This window comes from Variovorax sp. GW821-FHT09D05 (assembly GCF_059416325.1).
In genome coordinates this window covers 533,301-557,902 of record NZ_JBWKOZ010000004.1, presented here as the reverse complement: position 1 = coordinate 557,902, position 24,602 = coordinate 533,301, and the positions used below count along the sequence as shown (strand labels likewise).

The window sequence follows — 24,602 nt, the reverse complement described above, 5'->3', positions numbered from 1 at the left end:
TGAATGAGATGAGGCGCTTCAGTCCTTCTTGTCCCACCATGGTGGGTCGAAGTCATTGGCGATGCGCACAATGCCGTACAGCGTTGAGGCACCGGCATCAAGGTTCTTGTAGCTGTCCTGATGGTCGTAGCCGCGCTGGGTGAACTTGACCTTGGCTTTGACTTTGCTCGCGCTACGCTCCACCGGCACCGTGCCGTCGGCCGCTGCAAGGGGTGGCTGGAGCTTCAGCGTAAGTTCCACTCCGTAGCTGCCGCGCACCTTCAGCAGGCCCTTCTTGTTGTCGCCCTTCTCGCCGGGCACCAGCGTCCAGTTGGCCGGGTCGCCTGCCTTCGCCGCGTCGCCATCGACCACACGCCACGACACCTCGTTCCAGGCGCGGTGTTCCGGATCGTTGCCGTAATGGGCGTACGTGCGCTCGTGGAAGGTGTTCTCGATGGCGTTGGCGAATTTCATTGCGTTGATGACTCGCCGCATCGTTGCTTTCGGCCCGATCTGCTCTTTCGTCTTTCCTCCCTCTTGAAGCGGTTTTCCGAGTTGCCTTGCCGGATCAATCCACTCCGGATTGATCAGCCGCCACCACTTCTGCGGTCCGAGCGCATAGATTTCGTCCGCCGCATCGCCCTGCGGCAGCCTGGCCAGAAAGTTGCCGTTCTGATCCTGCACATGCAGCCACTGCATCCCGTAGGCAGCCGTGGGCAGTAGTTCCAGCCCGCCCTGCGCATTGGCCAGCACGGCAGTCACCTTTGCGCCATCGTCCCCGAGCACGCCCTGGATGATGTTGTCCTCGATGCCGCCTCCCTCGAAGCCCGCACGCATGCGCTTGTAGGCCGCCGCCGCGCCGGTCGTGGGCATCACCCCGTGCACGATGCCCAGCACCTTGCTTTTGATGTTTCCGTAGTCCGGATGAATCAGCGCACGCGCCAGGATGCCGCCCATGCTGTGGGTCACGAGGATCACGCCCGGGCAGTCGAAGCCGTTCTCGTTGTAGGTCTGTATGAGCTTTTCGATCTTCGGCGCGAGTGATTTGGCCTCCTCGCCGTTGCTCTTGAGCCAGTTGTAGCCAAAGGCATGCACTGGGTACCAGCAGTTGCCGATCCTCTTGATCTCGGCCTCGGTCAGCGCTGCCGCCCCCGTGGCGCCGAAGGCCGAAGGGTCGCGCATGACCGCGCGTTCGGACCGTACCGGCCCGGGGTGGTTGCCTGCAGGAGTCCAGATCGGAGAGAGCTTTGCGTTTGCGCCGTGGCCTCGCAGCATGTCGTTGAGCTGGTACTCCATGCGCTTGATGATGTCGCCATAGGCCTTGAACATCACCTCGCTCCAGCCGCGCGCGCGGGCCTTCTGCGCGGCCGTGAAGCTCAGCCTGTTGTTCGCCAGCGGATGGTTCGGGTCGGCCTTGGGGTCGTCGATCAGCAGCTTGCCGACGCGACCCAGATCGTCGGGCACGTTGTTGTGGCGCTTGTCGGAGCTGACGGTAGCGTCGCCCGTGGCATCGAAGCGACCGGTGCCGTCGTCGGTGACTTCATAGCGGTCAACTTCCACTTCGTCGGGGTCCAGGCGCATCTGGCGGTCGGCCGGCTCGGCGTTGCGTCGGTTCCAGCCGTCCACGGCATCGTCGGGTCGCCAGGCGATGTTGTCGCTGCGCTTGAGCAATGCCTGTCGTGCTTTGGACAGTCGCAGGTTGCTGCCCATGATGCCGGGCAGGAACACGATGGGGATGAGCTTGCCCGGCGGAACACGCACGCGCACCTTGCGTTTGTCGGCTACGGGTGTCGTGACAACGGCCACATCTGCGAAGCCACCTATGCCGAGGCTGAGATCCAGCCAGATGTCTTCTTCTTCGCCTTGGACAGCCATTATTTCTTCCTCCCCATCCAGAGCACTCTGTAGGTCTCGGGACCATCGGAGCGCTGCAATTGCGTGGTGCCATCGGCGCCGGTGATTGCACCGGAGGCGCTTGTGTGTGTACGGGGAAGCCCGGCAGCATCAGACGAGGCCGTGGGCTCCGGTGTCGGCGATTCGCCACCGCGTGTGAGCCTGAACACCTGCTTGGCCGCAGCCGTGTTCTTCTCGTCAAGATGATGGAAGATGAGCTCTCGATCGAAAGCCGCCTTCACATCCCGGTTCATAACTTCCGGCGTCCGTCTGGCCGGCCCCATCAGGCTGTGAGTCGCCGCATGCTCGCGCCACAGTCCACTGGTGCCATGCACGATGCCCTGCGCGTTCCAGCGGCTGAAGCTCGAGCCACCGGTGATCAGCACTTCCTCCTTGGCCGTGATCGTGATGCGCTCAGCCTCGAGCTTGATGTTGAGCCTGCCCAGGAGGTTGATGCTGTTGCGCAAAGCTTGAACGTCGATGTCCGCGCTGCCGGCGATCAGGCGGATGCCTGCCCTGCAGGCAAACAGGCGCACCGCGTCCCTCGCGCTTGCAAGAAGGCTCTTGCCCGCGCTCACGCTGGTATGCGCCCCGCTGGTGAACGCGTTGTGACCCAAGCTCGCAACGTGTGTCGAGCCGTGCGCCGTGGCCTGGATGCCCGCCGGGCTGGCCAGCGTCAGGTGCGGTTGCCGGAATTCGGGGAACTGGCCTTGCTCCGGGTCGACGCCGCTTCCCCTGATGGCGTCGTTCTGTTCCTTCAGTTCCCGGGCCACTTCGTCCTGATCGCCCGATTCGTGCGCCCTGGCCTCCTGCGCCATCTGGCTCAGGCCTTCGTGCAGGTCGCGCCCCTGCGTGAGCCGCGCCACGGTCTCGCGCATGTCGGTGATGTGGGCCTGTGCGTTCGGACGCGATTCTGTGGTGACCAGCAGGCCGGCCCTGGCGCGAATGACGTCGTGCCCGTCGGTGCGCAGCTCGAAGCCCTGGCCCCGGTCGTCCTGGCGGCCGGTGGTGTCTTCGATGCGGCCGATGTGCCCCAGGCTGATGCTGCTGCTCAGGTGGTCGCTCTTGAGCTGGGCCTGTACCTTGCCGCTCGTGTCGTCGAGCGCCAGATGGTTGCCGCGCTCACCGCCGCCGAGTTCGCGGCTGCGGTAGCCGGCCAGATGCTTCTGGTGGGGCAGGGCCCATGCCGGCATCCGGTCGGCGTTGTGCACGCGGCCGATGACGACGGGGTAGTCCGGATCGCCGTTGAGGAAATCGACGATGACTTCCTGACCGATGCGCGGCAGCGCTACTTCGCCGAAGTTCGCGCCGGCCCAGTTCGAAGACACGCGCATCCAGCAACTGGAGTTCTCGTCGTTCTGGCCGATGCGGTCCCAGTGGAACTGCACTTTGATGCGGCCGTACTGGTCGGTCCAGATCTCCTCGCCGGACGGGCCGACCACGACGGCGGTCTGTGGGCCGTGAGTGCGGGGCTTGGTCGTTGTGCGACGGGGCCGCCACGGATTACTCGTGGGCTGCACGTCGAAGGCGAAACGCTGCACGGAGCCTTCGGAGGCCTTTGCACCTTCTGTGGACTGAAGATTTTCCTGAAGGTCGTAGCTCACGCCGAGCAGCAGGTATTGCCGGTTCTGATCGGTGCGGGGATGCTCTGCCAGGCGCATGGTGAAACCCGGCGCAAGGTCGCGCCTGTTGGAGCGGCCACTTGCGCGGCTGCGCTCGCTCAGCTGTTCTTCGTTGCGGATGGCCGCGTAGGCTTCACCGTCTGCGAGCCGGGTGTAGCCGCCGGGCCACTCGTACAGCCCGTAGCGGTCGTGGTCGTGGCCGCTTGGCTTCTGCTGCGACTGGCTCAGGTCTGCCTTGGGGTGCAGGTCGTCGTAGTCGTCGTGGAGGAACCGGCCTGAGCGAACTTCTTCGCAAGCTGCCCATTCGTAGATGCGCTCGCCCGCATCGAGGCCACCGGTCATGCCGGCTTGTTCGTCGACATGGAAACGCACCTCTTCGCCGCCGGGCAGCGGCCCGTGCGAACTGACGATGTCGTCGGCGAAGACCAGCACGTGCTGCCCTTCTTCGTGACGGAAGAAGTAGTACAGGCCCTCGTGTTCGCAGAGCCGGGAGATGAAGTCGAAGTCGCTCTCTCCGTACTGCACGCAGTAGTCCCAGCGCCGGTAGTCTCGGCTGAGCTTCTGTTCGAGCGGGTAGCCGTAGCGCTCCAGCACGGCCGTGATGATTTCGGGAACGCTCTGGTCCTGGAAGATCCTGAAGTCACTGCGGCGCGTGGCCAGCCACAGCCATGGGCGCAGCTGCATCCTGTAGAAGCAGTGTCGGTCGTCTTCGCGCGAGAGACCGAATCTGGTGACGATGCCGTCGAGGTATCGCACTCCGCCGCGTTCGGTCTTGATGGCAACGCTGGCGGACTTGCCCAGCATTGCATTCGGGTCGATTGCGTTGTCGCTGCCCAGCAGGTCGAGATCGAAGCTGTAGAGCTGGCTCAGTGCCTCGCGGCCCGCAAGGCGGTGGAATTGAATTGCATCGCCCGCAGGCGTGCGGATGCTTACCCGCCGCTTCATGGCAGCGGGGCGCGCACGTGCGCGCCGTCGAAGTTGGACATTGGGCTCCCTGGATAGTGATCGCCTCTCGTGCCGAGGGCGAAGAACTTGTTTGGGCGGGATTCTGGGAGCCCATGTGCCAACGGCAATGACACCGCATCAGGTGCCTGCGCTTTGCGTGAACTAGTGCGCGATCATTCTTTCGTGCATAGAGAGGTGCTCTAGCCTGCGAACATTGCCGCCGGCACACCCGGGCTGTCGATGCGCACCTTGAACAACCCCCCCGCCAGCGGCTCGGCCGCCTGCTGTTCGGCTGTGAGCCCGTTGCGCGCGGTCGTGATGTAGAGCGTGCGCAGGTCGGCATCGCCGAAGGCGCAGTCGGTGACGTGGCTCGCGGGCAGCACGATGCGGCACAGCTCGGCTGCGCTCACCGGGTCATGGCAGGTCACGCAGGAGCCGCCCCAGTGCGCGATCCACAACCGGCCGGCCGCGTCTGTGGTCATGCCGTCGGGCAAGCCATCGGGCTTCGGAAAACGGTGCCATACGCGCCGGTTCGACACGGTGCCCGCTTCCATGTCGAAGTCGTAGGCGTACAGGTTGTTCAGCACCGTGTTGTTGAAATACATGGTGTGGCCATCGGCCGACCACGTCGGGCCGTTGGTCACTTCGAAGCCGTCGTCGTGCTTCGTGCAGCGGCCGTCGGCGTCGTAGCGGTAGAGCGCGCCGGTGGGAGCCTTGCAGTCGAAGTCCATGCTGCCGCCCCAGAAGCGGCCGCGGCTGTCGCACTTGCCGTCGTTGAAGCGGTTGCCGGTGCGCTCGGGTTCGGGCTGGTGCAAGTAGTGCGGCTTCGCGCCGGCACCCGGCAGCTGTGTCGTGTCGAAGAGTGCGAAGCCGCGGCGCAGCGTGAGGATCAGGCCCGGTGCCGTCGCGCGCTCGGAGATCGCGGTGATCTCTTCGTCGAACTGCCAGGCCCGTCGCGCACCGTCGGCGGGGCGAAACCAGAACAGGCGCGGCGTGAGGATGTCGATCCAGTAGAGCGCCTGTTCGCGCTGCGACCAGAGCGTGCCCTCGCCGAGCTCGGCGCCGGCGGGCCAGATGCATTCGGGCTCGCCTGCGACCGAAGGCGCGGGCAATGAGGGAAGGGGGCTTGTCTCTTTCATTTGTTCTTTCCTTGTGATGTCTTCTTGACGCGGCGGATCGTATCAAGGCATATTGATAACGGAAATTGAAAATAATGGCATCAATTGATATTCATATTGCAATGTCATGTGATGCGTACCTCGGAGACTTTCTTGAATTCCCCCCAGCTTTCCATTCATCCCAGCCTGAAGGACCGCACGGTGTTCGTCACCGGTGGCGGCAGCGGCATTGGTGCGGCCATCGTCGCTGCTTTCGCTGCGCAGGGCGCGCGCGTAGCCTTCGTCGATATTGCCGAGGGCGCCAGCGCTGCGCTCGCGCAGCAGATCAAAGAGGCCGGCCACGCGACGCCATGGTGGCGCGCCTGCGACGTGCGCGACATCGCCGCGCTGCAGAAGGCCGTTGCCGACGCGGCCGCCGAACTCGGCGACTTCGCGGTGCTGGTCAACAACGTGGCGAGCGACGACCGCCACACGCTCGAATCGGTCACGCCCGACTACTACGACAACCGCATGGCCATCAACGAGCGGCCCGCGCTGTTCGCGATCCAGTCGGTGGTGCCGGGCATGAAGCGGCTGGGCTTCGGGTCGGTGGTCAACCTGGGCTCGACGGGCTGGCAGACCAAGGGATCGGGCTACCCCTGCTACGCGATTGCCAAGTCTTCGGTGAACGGCCTCACACGCGGGCTCGCGGTGGACCTGGGCCGCGACCGCATCCGCATCAACACCGTGTCGCCCGGCTGGGTGATGACCGAGCGGCAGGTGAAGCTGTGGCTCGATGAAGAGGGCGAGAAGGCCTTGCAGCGCAACCAGTGCCTGCCCGACAAGCTGATGCCGGAAGACATCGCGCGCATGGTGCTGTTCCTCGCGTCTGACGACGCGAAGATGTGCACGGCGCAGGAGTTCACCGTCGACGCCGGCTGGACGTAATCAGGCACTCCCCCAGGCTTCGCGCACTTCGTGTCGCTTCGCCAACCCCCTCGCCGGGGGCAAGGCCAGCGGCCCGGCAAAGCCGGTTCCGCGGCATTCCGCGAATGAATCCGGTCAATCGATTTCGAGTTTGCGTCCGTAGACGCTCATGCTGGCTGTCTTCAGCGCCTTCATCATCACCTTCGCCGCCGGCGACAGCAGCCGGTCGGTGCGCGTGATGATGCCGAAGGCGTCCATGTGGCAGGGCATGTCCAGCGGCAGCAGCGACACGATGCCGTGCGCGGCGTAGTAGCGCGCCACGTCGGTCGCCAGCACGGCCACCATGTCGCTCTGTTGCAGCATGCGTGTGATGAAGAGCAGGGCCGAGCTCTCGATGGTGTTGGTCGGCGGCGCTAGCCCTTCTTCCTGGAACATCAGCTCGAAGCGGTGGCGCAGCACGCTGCCCGCGGGCGGCACGATCCAGCCGGCGCTCACCACGTCGCGCAGCGTGAGCCCGCTCACGCCTAGCAGCGGATGGCCGGGGCGCACCAGCGCGCACACGGGCTCTTCGGTCAGCGCCTCATAGCGCAGCTGTGACTTGTCGTGCTCGGCAAAGAGCCGCGCCACCAGGATGTCGAGCTTGCCTTGCTCCAGCCGTTCGATCAGCACCGGGCTGGTCTCGATCTCCAGCGACACGCGCAGGTCGGGCTGCTCGCGCTTCACCATCGCCACGGCGGGCGGCATCAGCGTGAGGCCCGGCGCGGTGATGGCGCCCACGCTCACCTGGCCGAAGCGGCCGGCCTTGAGCGCGGTGAGTTCGTCGTGCGCCTGGTTCAGGCTCGCGAGCGCGACGCGGGCGTGGCGGATCATGGTCTCGCCGTACCAGGTCGGGCGCATGCCGCGCGGCAGGCGGTCGAACAGCGGCACCTCCAGCACGTCTTCCAGGTCTTTCAGCAGCTTGGAGGCGGCGGGCTGCGTCATGTTGAGCACCTGCGCCGCGCGGTGGATGTTGCCTTCCTCGGCCAGGGCCACGAGCAGCAGCAGTTGCCGGGTCTTGAGCCGGGCGCGGATGAACCAGTGGTTGTAGTTGGTCATGTCGTCTCTTGAAACGAAGGACTGATCGGGTTTTCCAGAATCCGATGATCGATATCCATTTTGATTAAAAAACGATTGGATTGATATCAAATCTATTCATAGACTCGCAGCACTCCAAAAACAACAGAGACAAGGTCCGCGCCCCGGTGATTCACGGCGAGCTCCATCAGAACGTGCGGCAGTACATCAATGGCCGCTGGGAAACCAGCGCGACCACGGGTGTGAGCGCCAATCCCTCGGACACCAGTGAAGTGGTGGCCGAGTACGCACGTGCCGATCGCCGCCAGGCCGAGGCCGCCATCCGCGCGGCCACCGAGGCCTTTCCCCACTGGAGCCACAGCACGCCGCAGCGGCGCGCCGACGTGCTCGACCGCATCGGCGCCGAGCTGCTCGCACGCAAGGACGACCTGGGCCTGCTGCTGGCGCGCGAAGAGGGCAAGACCCTGCCCGAAGCCGTTGCGGAAGTGGCGCGCGCGGGCCAGATCTTCAAGTTTTTCGCGGGTGAAGCCCTGCGTGGCGGCGGAGGCGAGAACGTGGCCTCGGTGCGCGCGGGCGTGCAGGTCGACGTCACGCGCGAGCCGGTCGGCGTGGTGGGGCTCATCACGCCGTGGAACTCGCCCTTCGTCATTCCCGCCTGGAAGATCGCGCCCGCGCTGGCCCATGGCAACAGCGTGGTGTTCAAGCCGGCCGAACTGGTGCCGGCCTGCGGCTGGGCGCTGACCGAGATCATCAGCCGCGCGGCCCTGCCGGCCGGTGCCTTCAACCTCGTGATGGGCAGCGGCCGCGAAGTGGGGCAGGCGCTGGTCGACAGCGCGCTGGTCGATGCGCTGAGCTTCACGGGCTCCATGGCCAACGGCGAGCGCATCCTGCAGGCCGCTGCAGCGAGGCGCGCCAAGGTGCAGCTGGAGACGGGCGGCAAGAACGCGCTGGTGGTGCTGGCCGACGCTGACCTCGACCGCGCCGTCGATTGCGCGGTGCAGGGCGCGTACTTCTCGGCAGGCCAGCGCTGCACCGCGTCGAGCCGGCTCATCGTCGAAGCGGCGGTGCACGACGCCTTCGTCGCAAAGCTGCGCCAGCGGCTCAAGACACTGAAGATCGGCCACGCGCTGGAGCGCGGCGTCGACATCGGCCCGGTGGCCGACGAAGAACGCCTGGCGCAGAACCTCGCCTGGGTCGACGTGGCGCGCGAAGAAGGCGCCGAGCACGTGTGGGGCGGCGAGGCGCTGGAGCGCGCCACCGTCGGCCACTACATGAGCCCCGCGCTGTTCCTGGCCAAGCCCTCGCACCGCATCGCACGCGAGGAAATCTTCGGCCCGCTGGCCTGCGTGCTGCGCGCCGACGACTACGACGAAGCGCTCGCGCTGTGCAACGACACGCCCTTTGGCCTGTGCGCGGGCATCTGCACCAATTCGCTGAAGCACGCGATGCATTTCAGACGCCATGCCGTGGTCGGCATGACGATGGTCAATCTGCCGACCGCGGGGGTGGACTTCCATGTGCCCTTCGGCGGCCGCAAGGGGTCGGGCTACGGGCCGCGCGAACAAGGGCGCCACGCCGCGGAGTTCTACACGACGGTGAAGACCGGCTACATGCTGGCCTGAGCCGCGACGAAAAACGGTTCTCAACAAGCAAGTCAACAGAAGGAGACATTCCATGACCATGAATCGCCGCACCCTCAACACCGCGCTCGCCGCCGCTGCCCTCAGTGGCATGCTGCCAATCTCTGCGCTCGCGCAGAAAAAACTGGTGCTCGGCTTTGCGCAGGTGGGGGCCGAGAGCGAATGGCGCACCGCCAACACCGAGTCGATCAAGTCGTCAGCCAAGGAGGCGGGCATCGATCTCAAGTTCTCCGATGCGCAGCAGAAGCAGGAAAACCAGATCAAGGCCATCCGTTCGTACATCGCGCAGAAGGTGGACGTCATCGCGTTCTCGCCGGTGGTCGAGTCGGGCTGGGAAACGGTGCTACGCGAGGCCAAGGCCGCCAAGATCCCGGTGGTGCTGACCGACCGCTCCGTCAACACCAAGGACGACTCGCTCTACGTGACCTTCATGGGCTCCGACTTCACCGAGGAAGGCCGCAAGGCGGGCCGCTGGCTGGTCGAGAAGATGAAGGACCAGAAGGGCGAAGTGAACATCGTCGAGCTGCAGGGCACCGTGGGCTCGGCCCCGGCCATCGACCGCAAGAAGGGCTTCGAGGAAATCATCAAGGCCGACCCGAAGTTCAAGATCATCCGCTCGCAGACCGGCGACTTCACGCGCGCCAAGGGCAAGGAAGTGATGGAAGCCTTCCTCAAGGCCGAGGGCAAGAAGATCAATGTGCTGTTCGCGCACAACGACGATATGGCCATCGGCGCGATCCAGGCCATCGAGGAAGCCGGCCTGAAGCCGGCGAAGGACATCACCATCATCTCCATCGACGGGGTGAAGGGCGCCTTCGAAGCCATGATCGCCGGCAAGCTCAATGTGTCTGTCGAATGCAGCCCGCTGCTCGGACCGCAGCTTATGCAGGCCGTGAAGGACATCAAGGACGGCAAGACGCTGCCCAAGCGCATCGTGACGGTCGAGGGCATCTTCCCGATGGAAGTTGCAGCCAAAGAATTCCCCAATCGCAAGTACTGAGAGCCCACACCCATGAAACGCAAATTCCTCAAAGCCTCTCTCGCGGGCATCGCGTTCGCCATCGTCGGCTTCACGCCGCTGGCCAACGCGCAGGACAAGGGGCTGATCGCCATCTCGATGCCCACCAAGTCGTCGGCCCGCTGGATTGCCGACGGCGCCAACATGGTCAAGTACTTCAAGGACAAGGGCTACAAGACCGACCTGCAGTACGCCGACGACGACATCCCGAACCAGCTCGCGCAGATCGAGAACATGGTGACCAAGGGCTCGAAGGTCCTGGTCATCGCGGCCATCGACGGCACCACGCTGTCCGACGTGCTGCAGAAGGCGGCCGACAAGGGCGTGAAGGTCATCGCGTACGACCGGCTCATCAAGGGTTCGAAGAACGTCGACTACTACGCGACCTTCGACAACTTCCAGGTCGGCGTTCTGCAGGCGCAGTCGATCGAGGCGGCGCTGGGGCTCAAGAGCGGCAAGGGCCCGTTCAACATCGAACTGTTCGGCGGCTCGCCCGACGACAACAACGCCTTCTTCTTCTACAACGGCGCGCTCTCGGTGCTCAAGCCCTACATCGACAGCGGCAAGCTGGTGGTGCGCAGCAAGCAGATGGGCATGGACAAGGTCGGCACGCTGCGCTGGGACGGCGCTGTGGCGCAGGCGCGCATGGACAACCTGCTGTCGGCCTACTACACCAAGGACCGTGTCGACGCGGTGCTGTCGCCGTACGACGGCCTGTCCATCGGCATCCTGTCGTCGCTCAAGGGCGTGGGCTACGGCTCGGGCTCGCAGCCGATGCCCATCGTGTCGGGTCAGGACGCCGAAGTGCCCTCGGTCAAGTCGATCCTGCGCAAGGAACAGACTTCCACCGTGTTCAAGGACACGCGCGAGCTGGCCAAGGTCACGGTGGCGATGGTCGACGCCATGCTCTCGGGCAAGACACCCGAGGTGAACGACACCAAGACCTACAACAACGGCATCAAGGTCGTGCCCTCGTACCTGCTCAAGCCGGTGAGCGTGGATGCATCGAACTGGAAGACGGTGCTGGTCGACAGCGGCTACTACAAGGAAAGCCAGATCAAGTGAGCATCGAAAGCAGCATCGCCGATGCTGGTGCAATCCTCGAGATGCGTGGCATCACCAAGACGTTTCCCGGCGTGAAGGCGCTGAGCAACGTCAACCTCAGCGTGCGCGCCGGGGAGATCCACGCGGTAGTGGGTGAGAACGGCGCGGGCAAGTCGACTCTCATGAAGGTGCTCAGCGGCGTCTACCCGTGCGACTCTTACACCGGCGAGATCCATTTCGAGGGCGAGCTGCGCCGCTTCCGGGGTATTGCCGACAGCGAGAAGCTGGGCATCATCATCATCCACCAGGAGCTGGCGCTGGTGCCGCTGCTGTCCATTGCCGAGAACATCTTCCTGGGCAACGAGATTGCCAGCGGCGGCGTGATCGACTGGTTTGCCGCCTATGCGAAGACGCGCGAGCTGCTCGCCAAGGTGGGCCTGAAGGAGCCGCCGACCACGCTGGTGACCGACTTGGGCGTGGGCAAGCAGCAGCTGGTGGAAATCGCCAAGGCGCTGGCCAAGGAGGTGAAGCTGCTGATCCTCGACGAGCCCACCGCCAGCCTGAACGAGAACGACAGCGATGCGCTGCTGATGCTCCTGCTGGAGCTCAAGCGCCAAGGCATCGCGTCGATCCTCATCTCGCACAAGCTCAACGAGATCGCCAAGGTGGCCGATTCGATCACCGTGCTGCGCGACGGTGCCACGGTCGAGACGATGGACTGCGCAAGGCAGGCGATCAGCGAAGACCGCATCATCCGCGGCATGGTCGGGCGCGACATGGCGCACCGCTATCCACAGCGCGACCCGAAGATCGGCGAGACCGTGTTCGAGGTGCGCGACTGGCGCGTGCACCATGCGCTGCATGCCGACCGCGAGCAGATCAAGGGCGTGAGCCTGAACGTGCGCAAGGGCGAGATCGTCGGCATTGCGGGCCTCATGGGCGCGGGACGCACCGAGCTGGCCATGAGCGTGTTCGGCAAGTCCTACGGGCAGCGCATCAGCGGCTCGGTGTTCATGCATGGCAAGCAGGTGGACGTGAGCACGGTGCGCAAGGCCATCGACCACGGCATCGCCTACGTCACCGAAGACCGCAAGGGCCTGGGGCTGGTGCTGGAGGAAGACATCCGCAAGAACATCAGCCTGGCGAATCTCGATGCGATCTCCGAGTCTTCGGTGATCGACAACGGGCGCGAATTCAAGGTGGCCAACGAGTACCGCAAGGCGCTCAATATCCGCTGCTCGGGCGTCGAGCAGCTGGTGGTCAACCTGTCTGGCGGCAACCAGCAGAAGGTGGTGTTGAGCAAGTGGCTCTTCACCAAGCCCGAGCTGCTGATTCTCGACGAGCCCACGCGCGGCATCGACGTGGGCGCCAAGTACGAGATCTACACCATCATCGACCAGCTCGCGAGCGAGGGCAAAGGCATTCTCATGATTTCTTCGGAACTGCCGGAGCTGCTCGGCATGTGCGACCGCATCTACGTGATGAACGAGGGGCGCTTCGTCGCCGAGTTTCCGGCTGCAGAAGCCTCGCAGGAACGCATCATGCATGCCATCGTGAGTGCGGGGAGTTCTCTTCATGTCGCAGCCTGAAGTCAATGCGGTGAAGGCCGCCATTCCCGCTTCCGCAGCGCCGAAGCTGCATGTCGGTTTCCTGAAGAACAACCTGCGCGAATACGGCATGCTGATCTCGCTGGTCGCGATCATGGTGCTGTTCCAGGTGCTGACCGACGGCACGCTGCTGCGGCCGCTGAACCTCACCAACCTGCTGCTGCAGAACAGCTACGTGGTCATCATGGCGCTGGGCATGCTGCTGGTGATCGTGGCGGGGCACATCGACCTGTCGGTGGGCTCGGTGTGCGGCTTCATCGGCGCGCTGGCTGCGGTGCTGATGGTGGAGTACGAGTGGCACTTCGTGCCCACGGCCATCGTGAGCATTCTTGCGGGCGCAGTCATCGGTGCGGCGCAGGGCTGGTTCGTGGCATTTCGCAAGATCCCTTCGTTCATCGTCACGCTCGCGGGCATGCTGGTGTTCAAGGGGCTCACGCTGGCGCTGCTGGCGGGGCAGTCGGTGGGGCCGTTCCCGGTGGAGTTCCAGCGGCTCAGCTCGGGCTTCATTCCTGATCCGCTGGGTGGCGATGCGTTGCGCACCACCTCGCTGGTGGTGGGCGCGCTGGCCGCCGCGGCGCTGGTGTTCTTCAAGCTGCGCGGGCGCGCCAAGCTGGCGGCGCACGGCATGGAGCAGGAGCCGTATGCCTTCTTCCTGGTGAAGAACCTGTTCTTCGCGGCCATCATCCTGTTCTTCAGCTACCTGCTCTCGACCTACAAGGGCCTGCCCAATGTGCTGATCGTGATGGCGGTGCTGATCGTGGTGTACGACTTCGTCACCAACCGCACGACCATCGGCCGGCGCATCTATGCGCTGGGCGGCAATGAGAAGGCGGCGCGACTGTCGGGCGTGAAGACGCAGCGGCTCGCGTTCCTCACCTTCGTGAACATGGGTGCGCTGGCGGCGCTGGCGGGCCTGGTGTTCGCGGCGCGGCTCAACACGGCCACGCCCAAGGCGGGCCTGGGCTTCGAGCTCGACGTGATCGCGGCCTGCTTCATCGGCGGCGCATCGGCCTCGGGCGGCGTGGGCCGGGTGATGGGAGCGGTGATCGGCGCCTTCATCATGGGCGTGATGAACAACGGCATGTCGATCCTGGGCATCGGCATCGACTACCAGCAGGTCATCAAGGGGCTGGTGCTGCTGGCGGCGGTGTTCATCGACGTCTACAACAAGAACAAGTGACGGCTGTACATGGCTGACGACGACACTCCCTCGCCCGTGCTGGAGCTCAAGGGCATCCACAAGCAGTTCGGCGGCATCCCGGTGCTGCGCGACGTACGGCTCAACCTTTACCCGGGCGAGATCCACGCACTGATGGGGCAGAACGGCGCGGGCAAGTCGACGCTGATCAAGGTGCTGACGGGCGTGCTGCCGTCGAGCGGTGGCGAGATATTCCTCGATGGCCAGCCGATTCACCCGCACTCGCCGCTGGAGGCCCAGAAGCTGGGCATCAGCACGGTCTACCAGGAGGTGAACCTGTGCCCGAACCTGTCGGTGGCGGAGAACGTGTTCGCGGGGCGCTATCCGCGCTGCGGCGTGGCACAAGGCTTTCGCATCGACTGGGCTTCCGTGAACCGGCGCGCCGAAGAGCTGCTGGCGCGCATCGGGCTCGACATCGACGTGACGCGGCTGTTGTCGAGCTACTCGGTGGCAGTGCAGCAGATGGTGGCGATTGCGCGGGCGCTGGGCGTGTCGTCGAAAGTGCTGATCCTCGACGAGCCGACGTCGAGCCTTGACGACGACGAGGTTGAGAAGTTGTTCGAGGTGCTGCGGAGGCTGCGCGGCGAAGGACTGGCCATCGTCTTCGTGACGCACTTCCTCAACCAGATGTACGCGGTGTCGGACCGCATCACGGTGCTGCGCAACGGCAGCTGGATCGGGGAGTGGCGCGTGGCCGATCTCGGGCCGCAGGCGCTGATTGCCGCGATGCTCGGACGTGAGCTGGCGGCGCAATCGGCACGGCCTGCTGCGTTGCCTGCGTTCGATGAAGCGGCACCGGCTTTGCTGCAGGCCGAAGGGCTAGGTCAGGCGGGGCAACTGCAGGCGACCGACTTGCGCGTGCGTGCCGGCGAGGTCGTTGGTATCGCGGGCCTGCTGGGCGCGGGACGCACGGAACTCGCGCGGCTGCTGTTCGGGCTGGAGTCGCCGGACCGCGGCGTGCTAAAGGTCGATGGCCGTTCCGTCAGTTTCTCGAATCCGGCCGATGCGATCCGCGAAGGCCTAGCGCTGTGCCCCGAGGAGCGAAAGACCGACGGCATCGTTGCAGAACTGTCGGTGCGCGAGAACATTGCACTCGCCTTGCAGGCGCGGCTGGGCACGCGGCGCTTCCTGTCGCACGCCGAGCAGACCGAGATGGCCGAGCGCTTCGTCAAGTCGTTGGGCATCAAGACGGCGAGCGTCGAGACGCCCATCGGGCTGCTCTCGGGTGGCAACCAGCAGAAGGCGATGATCGCGCGCTGGCTCGCGACCGAGCCGCGTTTGCTGATCCTCGACGAGCCGACGCGCGGCATCGACGTGGCGGCCAAGCAGGAAATCATGGAAGAAATTCTGAGGCTCGCGAAGGCGGGCATGGCGGTGATCTTCATCTCGTCGGAGATGAGCGAGGTGGTGCGGGTGGCGCATCGCATCGTGGTGTTGCGGGACCGGAAGAAGGTAGGAGAGCTGCCGGGCGGCTCTTCCGAGGACGAGGTCTACGAAATGATTGCTGCGGCATGAACAACCTCCTGTCCTTGGGGCGCGATCACGTCGACGGGAGACATTCGCGGAGGGGAGCACCCGGTGTCATTCACACACGCCCCGAATACAACGCGTGCCGGAGCAACTGACCATGGCCGAAAAAAAACACAACCACCTGGCGAACGCAATGCGCCACAGACTTGCGTGGCCACTGATCACGCTGTTGCTCCTGCTCGCAGTCAACACAGCCTTCAACTCCAGCTTCCTGCATCTCGAATGGCGAGAAGGCCATCTCTACGGCAGCCTGATCGACATCCTCAACCGCGCCGCGCCACTGGTGCTGGTGTCGCTGGGCATGACGCTGGTGATCGCCACGCGCGGCATCGACATTTCGGTAGGCGCGATGGTGGCCATCGCGGCGGCGCTCGCGGCCTGGATGATCGGCGGCTCGGTGGCCAATGACGTGAGCCGGTTCCCGATGTCGCTCGCGATCCTCGCGGCCATCGGCATCGCGCTGCTGTGCGGGCTGTGGAACGGTCTGCTGGTGGCCAAGGTAGGCATGCAGCCGATCATCGCGACGCTGATCCTCATGGTGGCCGGGCGCGGCATTGCGCAGCTGATTGCCGATGGGCAGATCATCACGATCTACTACAAGCCCTTCTTCTTCCTCGGCAGTGGTTATCTGCTGGGGTTGCCGTTCTCGCTGTTCATAGTGGCGGCGGTGTTCGTGTTGCTGTATCTGGCGATCACGCGCACGGCGCTGGGGTTGTTCATTCAGGCTGTGGGCATCAACCCGACGGCGGCGCGTGTGGCGGGCGTGCAGGCACGGCGACTGATTGTTGGTGCCTACGCCTTCTGTGGTGCTTGCGCGGGCGTGGCGGGGCTGCTGATCAGCTCCAACGTGAAGAGCGCGGACGGCAACAACGCAGGTCAGCTGATCGAACTCGATGCGATCCTGGCGGTGACGCTGGGCGGCACTGCGCTGACTGGTGGGCGCTTCAGCCTGGTGGGTAGCGTGATCGGCGCGCTCATCATCCAGACGCTGACCTATGCGATCTATTCGCTGGGGGTGCCGCCGGAGATCAATCTCGTGGTGAAGGCCGGCGTGGTGTTTGCGGTGATGCTGTTGCAGTCGCCCGAGTTCAGGGCGGAAGTGCGGTCGCTGGTGCAGCGGCCGGCGCATGAAGGGGCGAAGGTATGAGCGCGGCGATTGATGCAGCACCCTCGCCCCAGTCTTCTCCCGCGCGCGGGACACAGGGGAAAGGGAGCAAGAGGCTCAACCCGAAGTACCTGCCGCTGGCAGCGACCATCTCGCTGTTCGTGCTGGTGGCGACGCTGGGGTCTGTTTTCTACGACGGTTTCTTCTCTGCGCAGGTGTTCCTCAACCTGCTGATCGACAACGCCTTCCTGATTGTCGTTGCCGTGGGCATGACCTTCGTGATCCTCTCGGGCGGCATCGACCTGTCGGTGGGCTCGGTGATCGCGCTCACCACCATGGTGTCGGCCTCGCTGGTCGAGAAGCACGGCTGGAGCCCGGGCATCGTGATTCCGCTGGTGCTGGTGATGGGCACGGCCTTCGGCGCGTTCATGGGGCTGCTCATCGAACGCTTCCGGCTGCAGCCTTTCATCGTCACGCTGGCAGGCATGTTCCTGGCGCGCGGGCTGTGCTACCTCATCAGCATCGACTCGATCAGCATCACCAACGAGTTCTACTCGGAGGTCTCGCAGATCCGCATTCCCATCTGGGGCGAGGCCTCGGTGTCGATCAGCGCGGTGATCGCCATCGTGGTGCTGCTGGCGGCGATTTTCATTGCGCACTGCACGCCCTTCGGCCGCGCGGTTTACGCCATTGGCGGCAGCGAGCATTCGGCAATGTTGATGGGCCTGCCGGTGCGCCGCACGCTCATTGGCGTGTACACGCTCTCGGGCTTCTGCTCGGCGCTGGCGGGGGTGATCTTCACCTTCTACATGCTCTCTGGCTACGGCCTGCACGCGATAGGGCTGGAGCTCGACGCCATCGCAGCGGTGGTGATCGGCGGCACGCTGCTCACGGGCGGTGTGGGCTATGTGGCGGGCACGCTGTTCGGCGTGCTGATGCTCGGGATCATCCAGACGCTCATTTCATTCGACGGCACGCTGAGCTCGTGGTGGACGCGCATCGTCGTCGGTGCGCTGCTGTTCGTGTTCTGTCTGCTGCAACGCTTCTTTACCTCGCGCGCACCCCGGCGCTGACTTTCAATTTTTCCCAGGACACCTCGCATGCCGGACACCCCTCCGAAGAAACTGCGCTCGACCGAATGGTTCGGGTCGGCCGACAAGAACGGCTTCATGTACCGAAGCTGGATGAAGAACCAGGGCATTCCGGACCACGAGTTCGATGGCCGGCCGATCATCGGCATCTGCAACACCTGGTCGGAGCTGACGCCGTGCAACGCGCACTTCCGCAAGATCGCCGAGCACGTGAAGCGCGGCATCTCGGAGGCGGGCGGCTTTCCGGTCGAATTTCCGGTGTTCTCCAACGGCGAGTCGAACCTGCGGCCCACCGCGATGCTCACGCGCAACCTCGCGAGCATGGACGTGGAAGAGGCCATCCGCGGCAACCCGGTCGATGCGGTGGTGCTGCTCACGGGCTGCGACAAGACCACGCCCGCGCTGCTGATGGGTGCGGCGAGCTGCGACATACCGGCCATCGTGGTCACGGGCGGACCGATGCTCAACGGCAAGCTCGAAGGCAAGAACATCGGCTCGGGCACGGCCGTGTGGCAGCTGCATGAATCGCTGAAGGCGGGCGAGATCAACCTGCACCAGTTTCTTTCGGCCGAAGGCGGCATGTCGCGCTCGGCGGGCACCTGCAACACCATGGGCACGGCCTCGACCATGGCCTGCATGGCCGAGGCGCTGGGCACTTCGCTGCCGCACAACGCTGCCATTCCGGCCGTCGATGCGCGGCGCTATGTGCTCGCGCAGATGTCGGGCATGCGCGCGGTGCAGATGGCGAAGGAGGGGCTCACGCTGTCGAAGATCCTCACGCGCGAGGCTTTCGAGAACGCGATCCGCGTGAACGCGGCCATCGGCGGATCGACCAATGCGGTGATCCACCTGAAGGCGATCGCAGGGCGTATCGGTGTCGATCTGGAGCTGGAGGACTGGACGCGCATCGGCAGCAACACGCCGACCATCGTCGACCTGATGCCTTCGGGGCGCTTCCTGATGGAAGAGTTCTATTACGCCGGCGGTTTGCCCGCGGTGCTGCGCCGGCTCGGCGAGAACGGTTTGCTGCCGCACCCCGATGCGCTCACCGTCAACGGCCAGTCGATCTGGGACAACGTGCGCGAGGCGCCCAGTCTCGATGACGAAGTGATCCGCCCGCTGAGCAACCCGCTGATCGCCGACGGCGGCATCCGCATCCTGCGCGGCAACCTGTCGCCGCGCGGCGCGGTGCTCAAGCCCTCGGCCGCGACGCCGGAGCTGCTGAAGCACCGCGGCAAGGCGGTGGTGTTCGAGAACCTGGAGCACTACAAGGCGCGCATCGTCGATGAAGACCTCGACGTCGATGCCAGCTCGATCCTCGTGATGAAGAACTGCGGCCCCAAGGGCTACCCCGGCATGGCCGAGGTCGGCAACATGGGGCTGCCGCCGAAGCTGCTGCGCCAGGGCATCAAGGACATGGTGCGCATCTCGGACGCGCGCATGAGCGGCACGGCCTATGGCACCGTGGTGTTGCACGTTGCGCCCGAGGCGGCGGACGGCGGCCCGCTTGCGGCGGTGCGCGACGGCGACTGGATCGAGCTCGATTGCGATGCGGGGCGCTTGCATCTCGACATCAGCGACGAAGAATTGGCGTCGCGCCTGGCTTCGTTGTCTGCTTCCGATGTGCAGCCGATGAGCACGCGCGGCGGCGGCTACCAGAAGCTCTACGTCAACCACGTGCTGCAGGCCGACGAAGGCTGCGACTTCGATTTTCTGGTCGGCTGCAGAGGCTCGGCCGTTCCCCGCCATTCACACTGATTCACCATGACACCCAGATACCGCGGCATCTTCCCGGTGGTGCCCACCACCTTCACCGAACAGGGCGCGCTCGACCTCGAAAGCCAGAAGCGTTGCGTCGATTTCATGATCGACGCGGGCTCGGACGGCCTGTGCATCCTCGCCAATTTCTCGGAGCAGTTCGTGCTGTCCGACGAAGAGCGCGAAGTGCTCACGCGAACCATCCTCGAACACGTGAAAGGCCGCGTGCCGGTGATCGTGACCACCACGCACTACAGCACCAAGGTGTGCGCCGAACGCAGCCGCCGTGCACAGGACATGGGCGCCGCGATGCTGATGGTGATGCCGCCGTACCACGGCGCGACTTTCCGCGTGCCCGAGCCGCAGATCTTCGAGTTCTATGCGGGGCTGTCGGACGCGGTGGGCATTCCGATCATGATCCAGGACGCGCCGGCCAGCGGCACGGTGCTGTCGGCGCCGTTCCTCGCGCGCATGGCCAAGGAGATCGAGCATGTCGCGTATTTCAAGGTCGAGACCGCTGGCGCGGCCGCGAAGCTGCGCGAGCTGATCCGCCTGGGCGGGGACGCCATCGAAGGCCCGTGGGACGGCGAAGAAGCCATCACGCTGATGCCCGACCTCGACGCTGGTGCGACCGGGTCGATGACCGGTGGCGGCTACCCGGACGGCATCCGGCCGATCATCGAGGCACACCGCTCAGGCGACCGCGACAAGGCCTTCGCGCTATATCAGCAGTGGCTGCCGCTGATCAACTACGAAAACCGGCAGGCGGGCCTGCTGGCTTGCAAATCGCTGATGAAGGAGGGCGGGGTGATCGCTTGCGAAGCGCCGCGTCACCCGTTGCCGGCGATGCACCCCGACACGCGTGCCGGCCTGATCGAAACCGCGAAGCGGCTCGATCCGATGGTGCTGCGCTGGGGGAAGTAGGGACGGGAAAGAGGCCGCTCAGGCCTCGGGGGTGCTGCTGTTCTTTTCGAGTTCGCTGACCTGCAGCGACAGATCGAACAGCTTGGACTTGCTGGCGTAGTAGCGGTCGAGCCGCCATTCCTTCAGGATGTCCATTGCGAGCTGGAAGCTCTTGTAGTCGAGGTTGTAAAGCGTGACCAGTTCGAAGCTGCGTTCGGACTCTAGAGCCAACACGAGTTGGGCCAGGATCTTGGCCGATTCGTTGGCCGGGTCCGTTTCGATGAATCGGCGAGCGACCTTGATGGCATTCATGGGAAAGGATTCCTCGGTAGGCAGGGACCGAGAACTATAGCTAGCGTGCAACTGCCTTTTGTGACAGTACTGTGACAGTAGGGGCATCGCCGGCCCACCGCGCGGGTTGGCGACGCCTCCGGTGCAAAGCTCACTCAGCGCAGGGGCGCGGGCATCGGTTGGGGCATCGGGCGAGGCATCGGCCGAGGCATGGGCATCGGCTCCGGTGCCATGGCCGGCGCGGGCATCACGATGGTGGTGACCGACTCGCGGATCACGCCACCGCCCATCACGCTGCCGTCGACGTTGGCCTGGGTGTTGCCGCTGCTGCCGAGCACGCGGGCTTCGCAGGCGGCGCGGTCGTCCGGCTGCTGCTGCAGGCCGCAGCGCGCGAGCGCATTGGCGCGGTAGTCGGGTGCGCTGGTCAGGCCGCCCTGGGCGGCTGCCTGGCGTGCGGCGCCGGCTTCGCGGATGCAGGCAGCGCGGTCTTGCTGGTTGTGGCCGCAGACGGCCAGTTCCTGCTGGTAGATACCGGGCGCTTCACCGCGGCGCGGCGACGCGGCCGAGACAGCGGTGGAGGCCGCCAGAGCGCCAACGGCGAGCACGGCGAAGAGCATTGAACGAGTGTTGCGAGTAGTGCTTTTCATGGATGACTCCTTGAAGCGAGCTGAAAAACCAGGGAAATGTTCGACCTCCCGCAGGAGGCCGGGTTCAGTCAACGTGCCGGCAGGGTCTGCGGCGGCAGGGGCGTCACGGTTTCGCGGATCACGCCGCCGCCCATCACGCTGCCTTCGGTGGTGGTGCGTGCTCCCCCCTTGATGCGGGCTTCGCAGTCGGGCTGTTCGACGGCGGGTAGTTCGCTGCAGCGGGCGAGGGCGTTGACCTGTTCGCGGGCGGGGCTGGGGCTGGTGAGGCCGCTGCGTCCGGCTTCCTGGCGGGCTGCGCCGGCTTCGCGCAGGCACGCGGCGCGATCCTGCTGCACGCCGTCGCAGGTGGCGCGTTCCTTCTGCATGCGGGCTTCGGAGCCCGGTACCTGTGCGCTGGCCGTCTGTGCGCCGAAAACGATGAAACCACTGGCGGCGAAGAAAGCCGTGGCAGAGAGGATCGAACGAACTGTTGTTGTCATGCGGGCTCCTGGTGAAGCCACGCCCTCCGGGAGGTGCGTGACCGGAGCCACAGTCTGGTGCCGGTCGGGGCCTGCGGTCTGTGGGACAGCCGCACCCATGGACTGGGCCGGACGCGCCCCTGCATGTGGGACGTGTCCGGCAAGCGGGGCTTCAGCCCGCTGCGATGCGCTGTGCCAGGTGAGCGAGCGCTTCCTCGACCTGGTCGACAAGGATCAAGGACAGGTCGCCGGGCTGTAGCCGCGCCAATGCCGTATCGATTGCCACGAACTCGCCGCGGATCTCGTCGATATAGCGCGTGCGAGCCGCGCCCTGCAGGCCCTGGCGCAGCAGCGCCATGACTTCGCCGTCGGCACGGCCGCGTTGCGCCGCATCCTGATAAAGGATCACATCGTCGAAGGCCTGGCCGAGGATGGCTGTCTGGTCGCGGATGTCCGAATCGCGCCGGTCGCCCGCGCCGCTGATCACCACCGAGCGCTTCTTCGCCGGCATCGTGTCCACGGCCGACACCAGTGCGCGCATGGCGTCGGTGTTGTGGCCGTAGTCAGCGATCACGGTGGCGCCGCGGTAGTCCATGACGTTAAAGCGCCCGGGCACGCCGGCCGCGTCGTTCATGAAGCTCGCGAGGCCGCTGCGGATGGTGTCCCAGTCGAGGCCCACGGCCCAGGCCGCGGCCACGGAGGCCATGACGTTGTCGACCTGGAAGCCGATGGTGCCGCCGCGCGTGATGGGCACGTCGCGCAGCGCGATGCGTTCGCGCCACGAGCCTTCGGCCGCGACCAGCGTGTCCTGGTCGACGTACACGGTGCGCTTGCCTTGCGCGCGGTGCGTGGCCATTACCGGGTGCATGCGGTCGGCGGTGAAGAAGATCACGTGGCCGGGGCAGCCGGCCGCCATGGCAGCGACGTTCGGGTCGGCTGCGTTGAGCACCGCGTAGCCGTCGGCCGCCACGTTGCGCACGATCACGCGCTTGAGCACCGCGAGGTCTTCGACGGTGGTGATGTAGTTCAGGCCCAGGTGGTCGCCGCTGCCGATGTTGGTGACCACGGCCACCTGGCAGCGGTCGAAGCCGAGGCCTTCGCGCAGCACGCCGCCGCGAGCCACTTCGAACACGGCCGCATCCACGTCGGGGTGCATCAGCACGTTGCGCGCGCTCTTGGGGCCGCTGCAGTCGCCGCTGTCGGTCTGGCGGCCGTCGACGTACACGCCGTCGGTGTTGGTCATGCCGGTGCGCAGGCCGCTCGACGCGAGCAGATGGTTGATGAGGCGCGCGGTGGTGGTCTTGCCGTTGGTGCCGGTGACGGCAACCACGGGAATGCGGCCGTCGTCGCCATGGGCGAAGAGGGTGTCCATCACAGCTTCGCCGACCGCGCGGCCGCGGCCGAACGAAGGCGAGATGTGCATGCGAAGGCCGGGCGCGGCATTCACTTCGACCACGCCGCCGTGCTGCTCTTCGAGCGGGCGCAGCACGTTCTCGCACACCATGTCGACGCCGCAGATGTGCAGGCCGACCATCTGTGCCGCATCGACGGCGCGCGCCGCAACTTCAGGGTGCACGGTGTCGGTCACGTCGGTGGCGGTGCCGCCGGTGGAAAGGTTGGCGTTGTTGCGCAGCACCACGCGCTGGCCGCGCGCGGGCACGCTGTCGGGCGCGAGGCCCTGGGCTTCGAGCCGGCCGATGGCGATGTCGTCGAGGCGGATCTTGGTGAGCGAGGTGGCATGGCCCTCGCCGCGGCGCGGGTCGAGGTTCACGGTATCGACCAGCTGGCGCACCGTGGAGCTGCCGTCGCCGATCACCTGCGGCGGGTCGCGCCGCGCGGCGGCCACGAGGCGGTCGCCCACCACCAGCAGGCGGAAGTCGAAACCGGGGAGAAACTTCTCGACCATCACCTCGCCGTAGGCGGCGGCCGAGTCGTAGGCCGCGAACAGTTCTTCGCGCGAGTTGATGTTTACCGTAACGCCCTTGCCCTGGTTGCCGTCCTGCGGCTTCACCACGACCGGCAGGCCGATCTCGTTGGCGGCGGCCCAGCCGTCTTCGGCGCTGCTCACGGGCCGGCCCAGCGGAACGGGCACGCCAGCGGCGTTGAGCAGCTGCTTGGTCAGTTCCTTGTCTTGCGCGATCGATTCGGCCACGCCGCTGGTGCTGTCGACTTCGGCGGCCTGGATGCGGCGCTGTTTCGAACCCCAGCCGAATTGCACGAGGCTGCCGCTGGTGAGCCGGCGGTACGGAATACCGCGTGCCACGGCGGCATCGACGATGGAGCCGGTGCTCGGGCCCAGGCGCTCGGATTCGTCGAGGTCGCGCAACTCGGTGATGGCGGCGTTGGCGTCGAAGGCGGTGTCGGTCAGGGCGGCGGCGATGAGCTGCTCGGCCACTTCGATCGCGCGGCGGCCGACGGCTTCTTCGCTGTACTGGAACACGACCTGGTAGACGCCGTCTTCCACGGTTTGCGAGGTGTGGCCGAAGTTGACGGCGCAGCCGGCCTGGGCCTGCAGCGCCACGGCGGCGTTCTCGAGCACGTGGGCCAGCGCCAGCGGCTGGCCCAGCACCATCGGGTGCAGTTCGCCGATGGTGGGGAAGCGCGCACGCAGGCGCGCCTCGAAACCGGCCAGCTTGCTGATGGCGTTCTCGTCGCCTTCGCAGGCCACGACTGCCTCGATGGCGGTGTGGCGGCTCCAGAGATTGGGCCCGCGAAGGGCTCGGATGCGGGTGACTTTCATGGGGCTGCGAGGGCTACGGTCTTGACGAGGCGGGA

General features: G+C 65.5%; 19 protein-coding genes. 11 read left to right on the top strand and 8 right to left on the bottom strand.

What is annotated here, in order from left to right; translation table 11 throughout:
* Positions 1-18: 18 nt before the first annotated feature.
* The 3 genes from AC07O3_RS13815 to AC07O3_RS13805 form a co-directional block, all read right to left on the bottom strand.
* Positions 19-1,854, bottom strand: a complete 1,836-nt coding sequence (locus AC07O3_RS13815; RefSeq protein ID WP_495339563.1) for an esterase/lipase family protein — start codon at positions 1,852-1,854, stop codon at positions 19-21.
* Positions 1,854-4,439, bottom strand: a complete 2,586-nt coding sequence (locus AC07O3_RS13810) for a type VI secretion system Vgr family protein (protein WP_495339562.1) — start codon at positions 4,437-4,439, stop codon at positions 1,854-1,856. Before AC07O3_RS13810 ends, AC07O3_RS13815 begins: the two co-directional genes overlap by 1 nt.
* Positions 4,440-4,639: 200 nt before the next feature.
* Entirely contained in the window at positions 4,640-5,578 is a 939-nt protein-coding gene (locus tag AC07O3_RS13805) for an SMP-30/gluconolactonase/LRE family protein (RefSeq protein ID WP_495339561.1), read from the bottom strand.
* A 132-nt stretch (positions 5,579-5,710) separates the two neighbouring features.
* Between AC07O3_RS13805 and AC07O3_RS13800 the strand changes: the two genes are divergently transcribed.
* Positions 5,711-6,484 (top strand): SDR family NAD(P)-dependent oxidoreductase, encoded by a 774-nt coding sequence (locus AC07O3_RS13800; protein ID WP_495339560.1) that lies wholly within the window; start codon positions 5,711-5,713, stop codon positions 6,482-6,484.
* A gap of 114 nt (positions 6,485-6,598) precedes the next feature.
* Here AC07O3_RS13800 and AC07O3_RS13795 read toward each other — a convergent pair whose 3' ends face one another.
* Positions 6,599-7,558, bottom strand: a complete 960-nt coding sequence (locus AC07O3_RS13795; protein WP_093048190.1) for a LysR family transcriptional regulator — start codon at positions 7,556-7,558, stop codon at positions 6,599-6,601.
* 146 nt (positions 7,559-7,704) lie between these two features.
* On the opposite strand from AC07O3_RS13795, the gene AC07O3_RS13790 reads away from it, so the two are divergent.
* The 10 genes from AC07O3_RS13790 (at position 7,705) to AC07O3_RS13745 (ending at position 20,452) form a co-directional block, all read left to right on the top strand.
* Positions 7,705-9,159, top strand: coding sequence for an aldehyde dehydrogenase family protein (locus AC07O3_RS13790; protein WP_354339136.1), 1,455 nt, complete (start codon positions 7,705-7,707; stop codon positions 9,157-9,159).
* 52 nt (positions 9,160-9,211) lie between these two features.
* Positions 9,212-10,177: an ABC transporter substrate-binding protein gene (locus AC07O3_RS13785; RefSeq protein ID WP_093048196.1), complete on the top strand. Its 966-nt coding sequence runs from the start codon at positions 9,212-9,214 to the stop codon at positions 10,175-10,177.
* Between the two features lie 12 nt (positions 10,178-10,189).
* The gene (gene chvE / locus AC07O3_RS13780) at positions 10,190-11,260 is read left to right on the top strand and encodes a multiple monosaccharide ABC transporter substrate-binding protein (protein ID WP_093048199.1); all 1,071 of its coding nucleotides are present in this window, start codon (positions 10,190-10,192) and stop codon (positions 11,258-11,260) included.
* A gap of 41 nt (positions 11,261-11,301) precedes the next feature.
* Positions 11,302-12,828, top strand: coding sequence for a multiple monosaccharide ABC transporter ATP-binding protein (mmsA, locus tag AC07O3_RS13775; protein ID WP_495339633.1), 1,527 nt, complete (start codon positions 11,302-11,304; stop codon positions 12,826-12,828).
* Positions 12,815-14,026 carry a multiple monosaccharide ABC transporter permease gene (gene mmsB, locus AC07O3_RS13770; protein WP_495339559.1) on the top strand — a complete coding sequence of 404 codons (1,212 nt, stop codon included), beginning with the start codon at positions 12,815-12,817 and terminating at the stop codon, positions 14,024-14,026. Before mmsA ends, mmsB begins: the two co-directional genes overlap by 14 nt.
* 9 nt (positions 14,027-14,035) lie before the next feature.
* Positions 14,036-15,559 carry a sugar ABC transporter ATP-binding protein gene (locus tag AC07O3_RS13765; RefSeq protein ID WP_495339558.1) on the top strand — a complete coding sequence of 508 codons (1,524 nt, stop codon included), beginning with the start codon at positions 14,036-14,038 and terminating at the stop codon, positions 15,557-15,559.
* Positions 15,560-15,707: 148 nt separating this feature from the next.
* Entirely contained in the window at positions 15,708-16,721 is a 1,014-nt protein-coding gene (locus AC07O3_RS13760; RefSeq protein WP_495339557.1) for an ABC transporter permease, read from the top strand.
* Entirely contained in the window at positions 16,718-17,752 is a 1,035-nt protein-coding gene (gene yjfF / locus AC07O3_RS13755) for a galactofuranose ABC transporter, permease protein YjfF (protein ID WP_495339556.1), read from the top strand. The genes AC07O3_RS13760 and yjfF overlap by 4 nt, the downstream gene beginning before the upstream one ends.
* Before the next feature lie 27 nt (positions 17,753-17,779).
* Positions 17,780-19,528, top strand: a complete 1,749-nt coding sequence (locus AC07O3_RS13750; RefSeq protein ID WP_097200039.1) for an IlvD/Edd family dehydratase — start codon at positions 17,780-17,782, stop codon at positions 19,526-19,528.
* Positions 19,529-19,534: 6 nt separating this feature from the next.
* On the top strand, positions 19,535-20,452 hold the full coding sequence (locus AC07O3_RS13745) for a dihydrodipicolinate synthase family protein (RefSeq protein WP_495339555.1): 918 nt from the start codon (positions 19,535-19,537) through the stop codon (positions 20,450-20,452).
* Between the two features lie 18 nt (positions 20,453-20,470).
* Here AC07O3_RS13745 and AC07O3_RS13740 read toward each other — a convergent pair whose 3' ends face one another.
* The 4 genes from AC07O3_RS13740 to cphA form a co-directional block, all read right to left on the bottom strand.
* On the bottom strand, positions 20,471-20,743 hold the full coding sequence (locus AC07O3_RS13740; protein ID WP_093048213.1) for a hypothetical protein: 273 nt from the start codon (positions 20,741-20,743) through the stop codon (positions 20,471-20,473).
* A gap of 134 nt (positions 20,744-20,877) precedes the next feature.
* Entirely contained in the window at positions 20,878-21,369 is a 492-nt protein-coding gene (locus AC07O3_RS13735; protein ID WP_489014402.1) for a hypothetical protein, read from the bottom strand.
* A gap of 68 nt (positions 21,370-21,437) precedes the next feature.
* The gene (locus tag AC07O3_RS13730) at positions 21,438-21,848 is read right to left on the bottom strand and encodes a hypothetical protein (RefSeq protein ID WP_495339554.1); all 411 of its coding nucleotides are present in this window, start codon (positions 21,846-21,848) and stop codon (positions 21,438-21,440) included.
* Positions 21,849-21,999: 151 nt separating this feature from the next.
* Positions 22,000-24,567 carry a cyanophycin synthetase gene (gene cphA, locus AC07O3_RS13725; RefSeq protein WP_093048222.1) on the bottom strand — a complete coding sequence of 856 codons (2,568 nt, stop codon included), beginning with the start codon at positions 24,565-24,567 and terminating at the stop codon, positions 22,000-22,002.
* Between the last annotated feature and the right edge of the window lie 35 nt (positions 24,568-24,602).

Coding starts and splice junctions, on each gene's coding strand:
- AC07O3_RS13815 (WP_495339563.1), bottom strand. CDS start 1,854: ATGGCTGTCCAAGGCGAAGAAGAAGACATCTGGCTGGATCTCAGCCTC.
- AC07O3_RS13810 (WP_495339562.1), bottom strand. CDS start 4,439: ATGAAGCGGCGGGTAAGCATCCGCACGCCTGCGGGCGATGCAATTCAA.
- AC07O3_RS13805 (WP_495339561.1), bottom strand. CDS start 5,578: ATGAAAGAGACAAGCCCCCTTCCCTCATTGCCCGCGCCTTCGGTCGCA.
- AC07O3_RS13795 (WP_093048190.1), bottom strand. CDS start 7,558: ATGACCAACTACAACCACTGGTTCATCCGCGCCCGGCTCAAGACCCGG.
- AC07O3_RS13785 (WP_093048196.1), top strand. CDS start 9,212: ATGACCATGAATCGCCGCACCCTCAACACCGCGCTCGCCGCCGCTGCC.
- chvE (WP_093048199.1), top strand. CDS start 10,190: ATGAAACGCAAATTCCTCAAAGCCTCTCTCGCGGGCATCGCGTTCGCC.
- mmsA (WP_495339633.1), top strand. CDS start 11,302: ATGCGTGGCATCACCAAGACGTTTCCCGGCGTGAAGGCGCTGAGCAAC.
- mmsB (WP_495339559.1), top strand. CDS start 12,815: ATGTCGCAGCCTGAAGTCAATGCGGTGAAGGCCGCCATTCCCGCTTCC.
- AC07O3_RS13765 (WP_495339558.1), top strand. CDS start 14,036: ATGGCTGACGACGACACTCCCTCGCCCGTGCTGGAGCTCAAGGGCATC.
- AC07O3_RS13760 (WP_495339557.1), top strand. CDS start 15,708: ATGCGCCACAGACTTGCGTGGCCACTGATCACGCTGTTGCTCCTGCTC.
- yjfF (WP_495339556.1), top strand. CDS start 16,718: ATGAGCGCGGCGATTGATGCAGCACCCTCGCCCCAGTCTTCTCCCGCG.
- AC07O3_RS13750 (WP_097200039.1), top strand. CDS start 17,780: ATGCCGGACACCCCTCCGAAGAAACTGCGCTCGACCGAATGGTTCGGG.
- AC07O3_RS13745 (WP_495339555.1), top strand. CDS start 19,535: ATGACACCCAGATACCGCGGCATCTTCCCGGTGGTGCCCACCACCTTC.
- AC07O3_RS13740 (WP_093048213.1), bottom strand. CDS start 20,743: ATGAATGCCATCAAGGTCGCTCGCCGATTCATCGAAACGGACCCGGCC.
- AC07O3_RS13735 (WP_489014402.1), bottom strand. CDS start 21,369: ATGAAAAGCACTACTCGCAACACTCGTTCAATGCTCTTCGCCGTGCTC.
- AC07O3_RS13730 (WP_495339554.1), bottom strand. CDS start 21,848: ATGACAACAACAGTTCGTTCGATCCTCTCTGCCACGGCTTTCTTCGCC.
- cphA (WP_093048222.1), bottom strand. CDS start 24,567: ATGAAAGTCACCCGCATCCGAGCCCTTCGCGGGCCCAATCTCTGGAGC.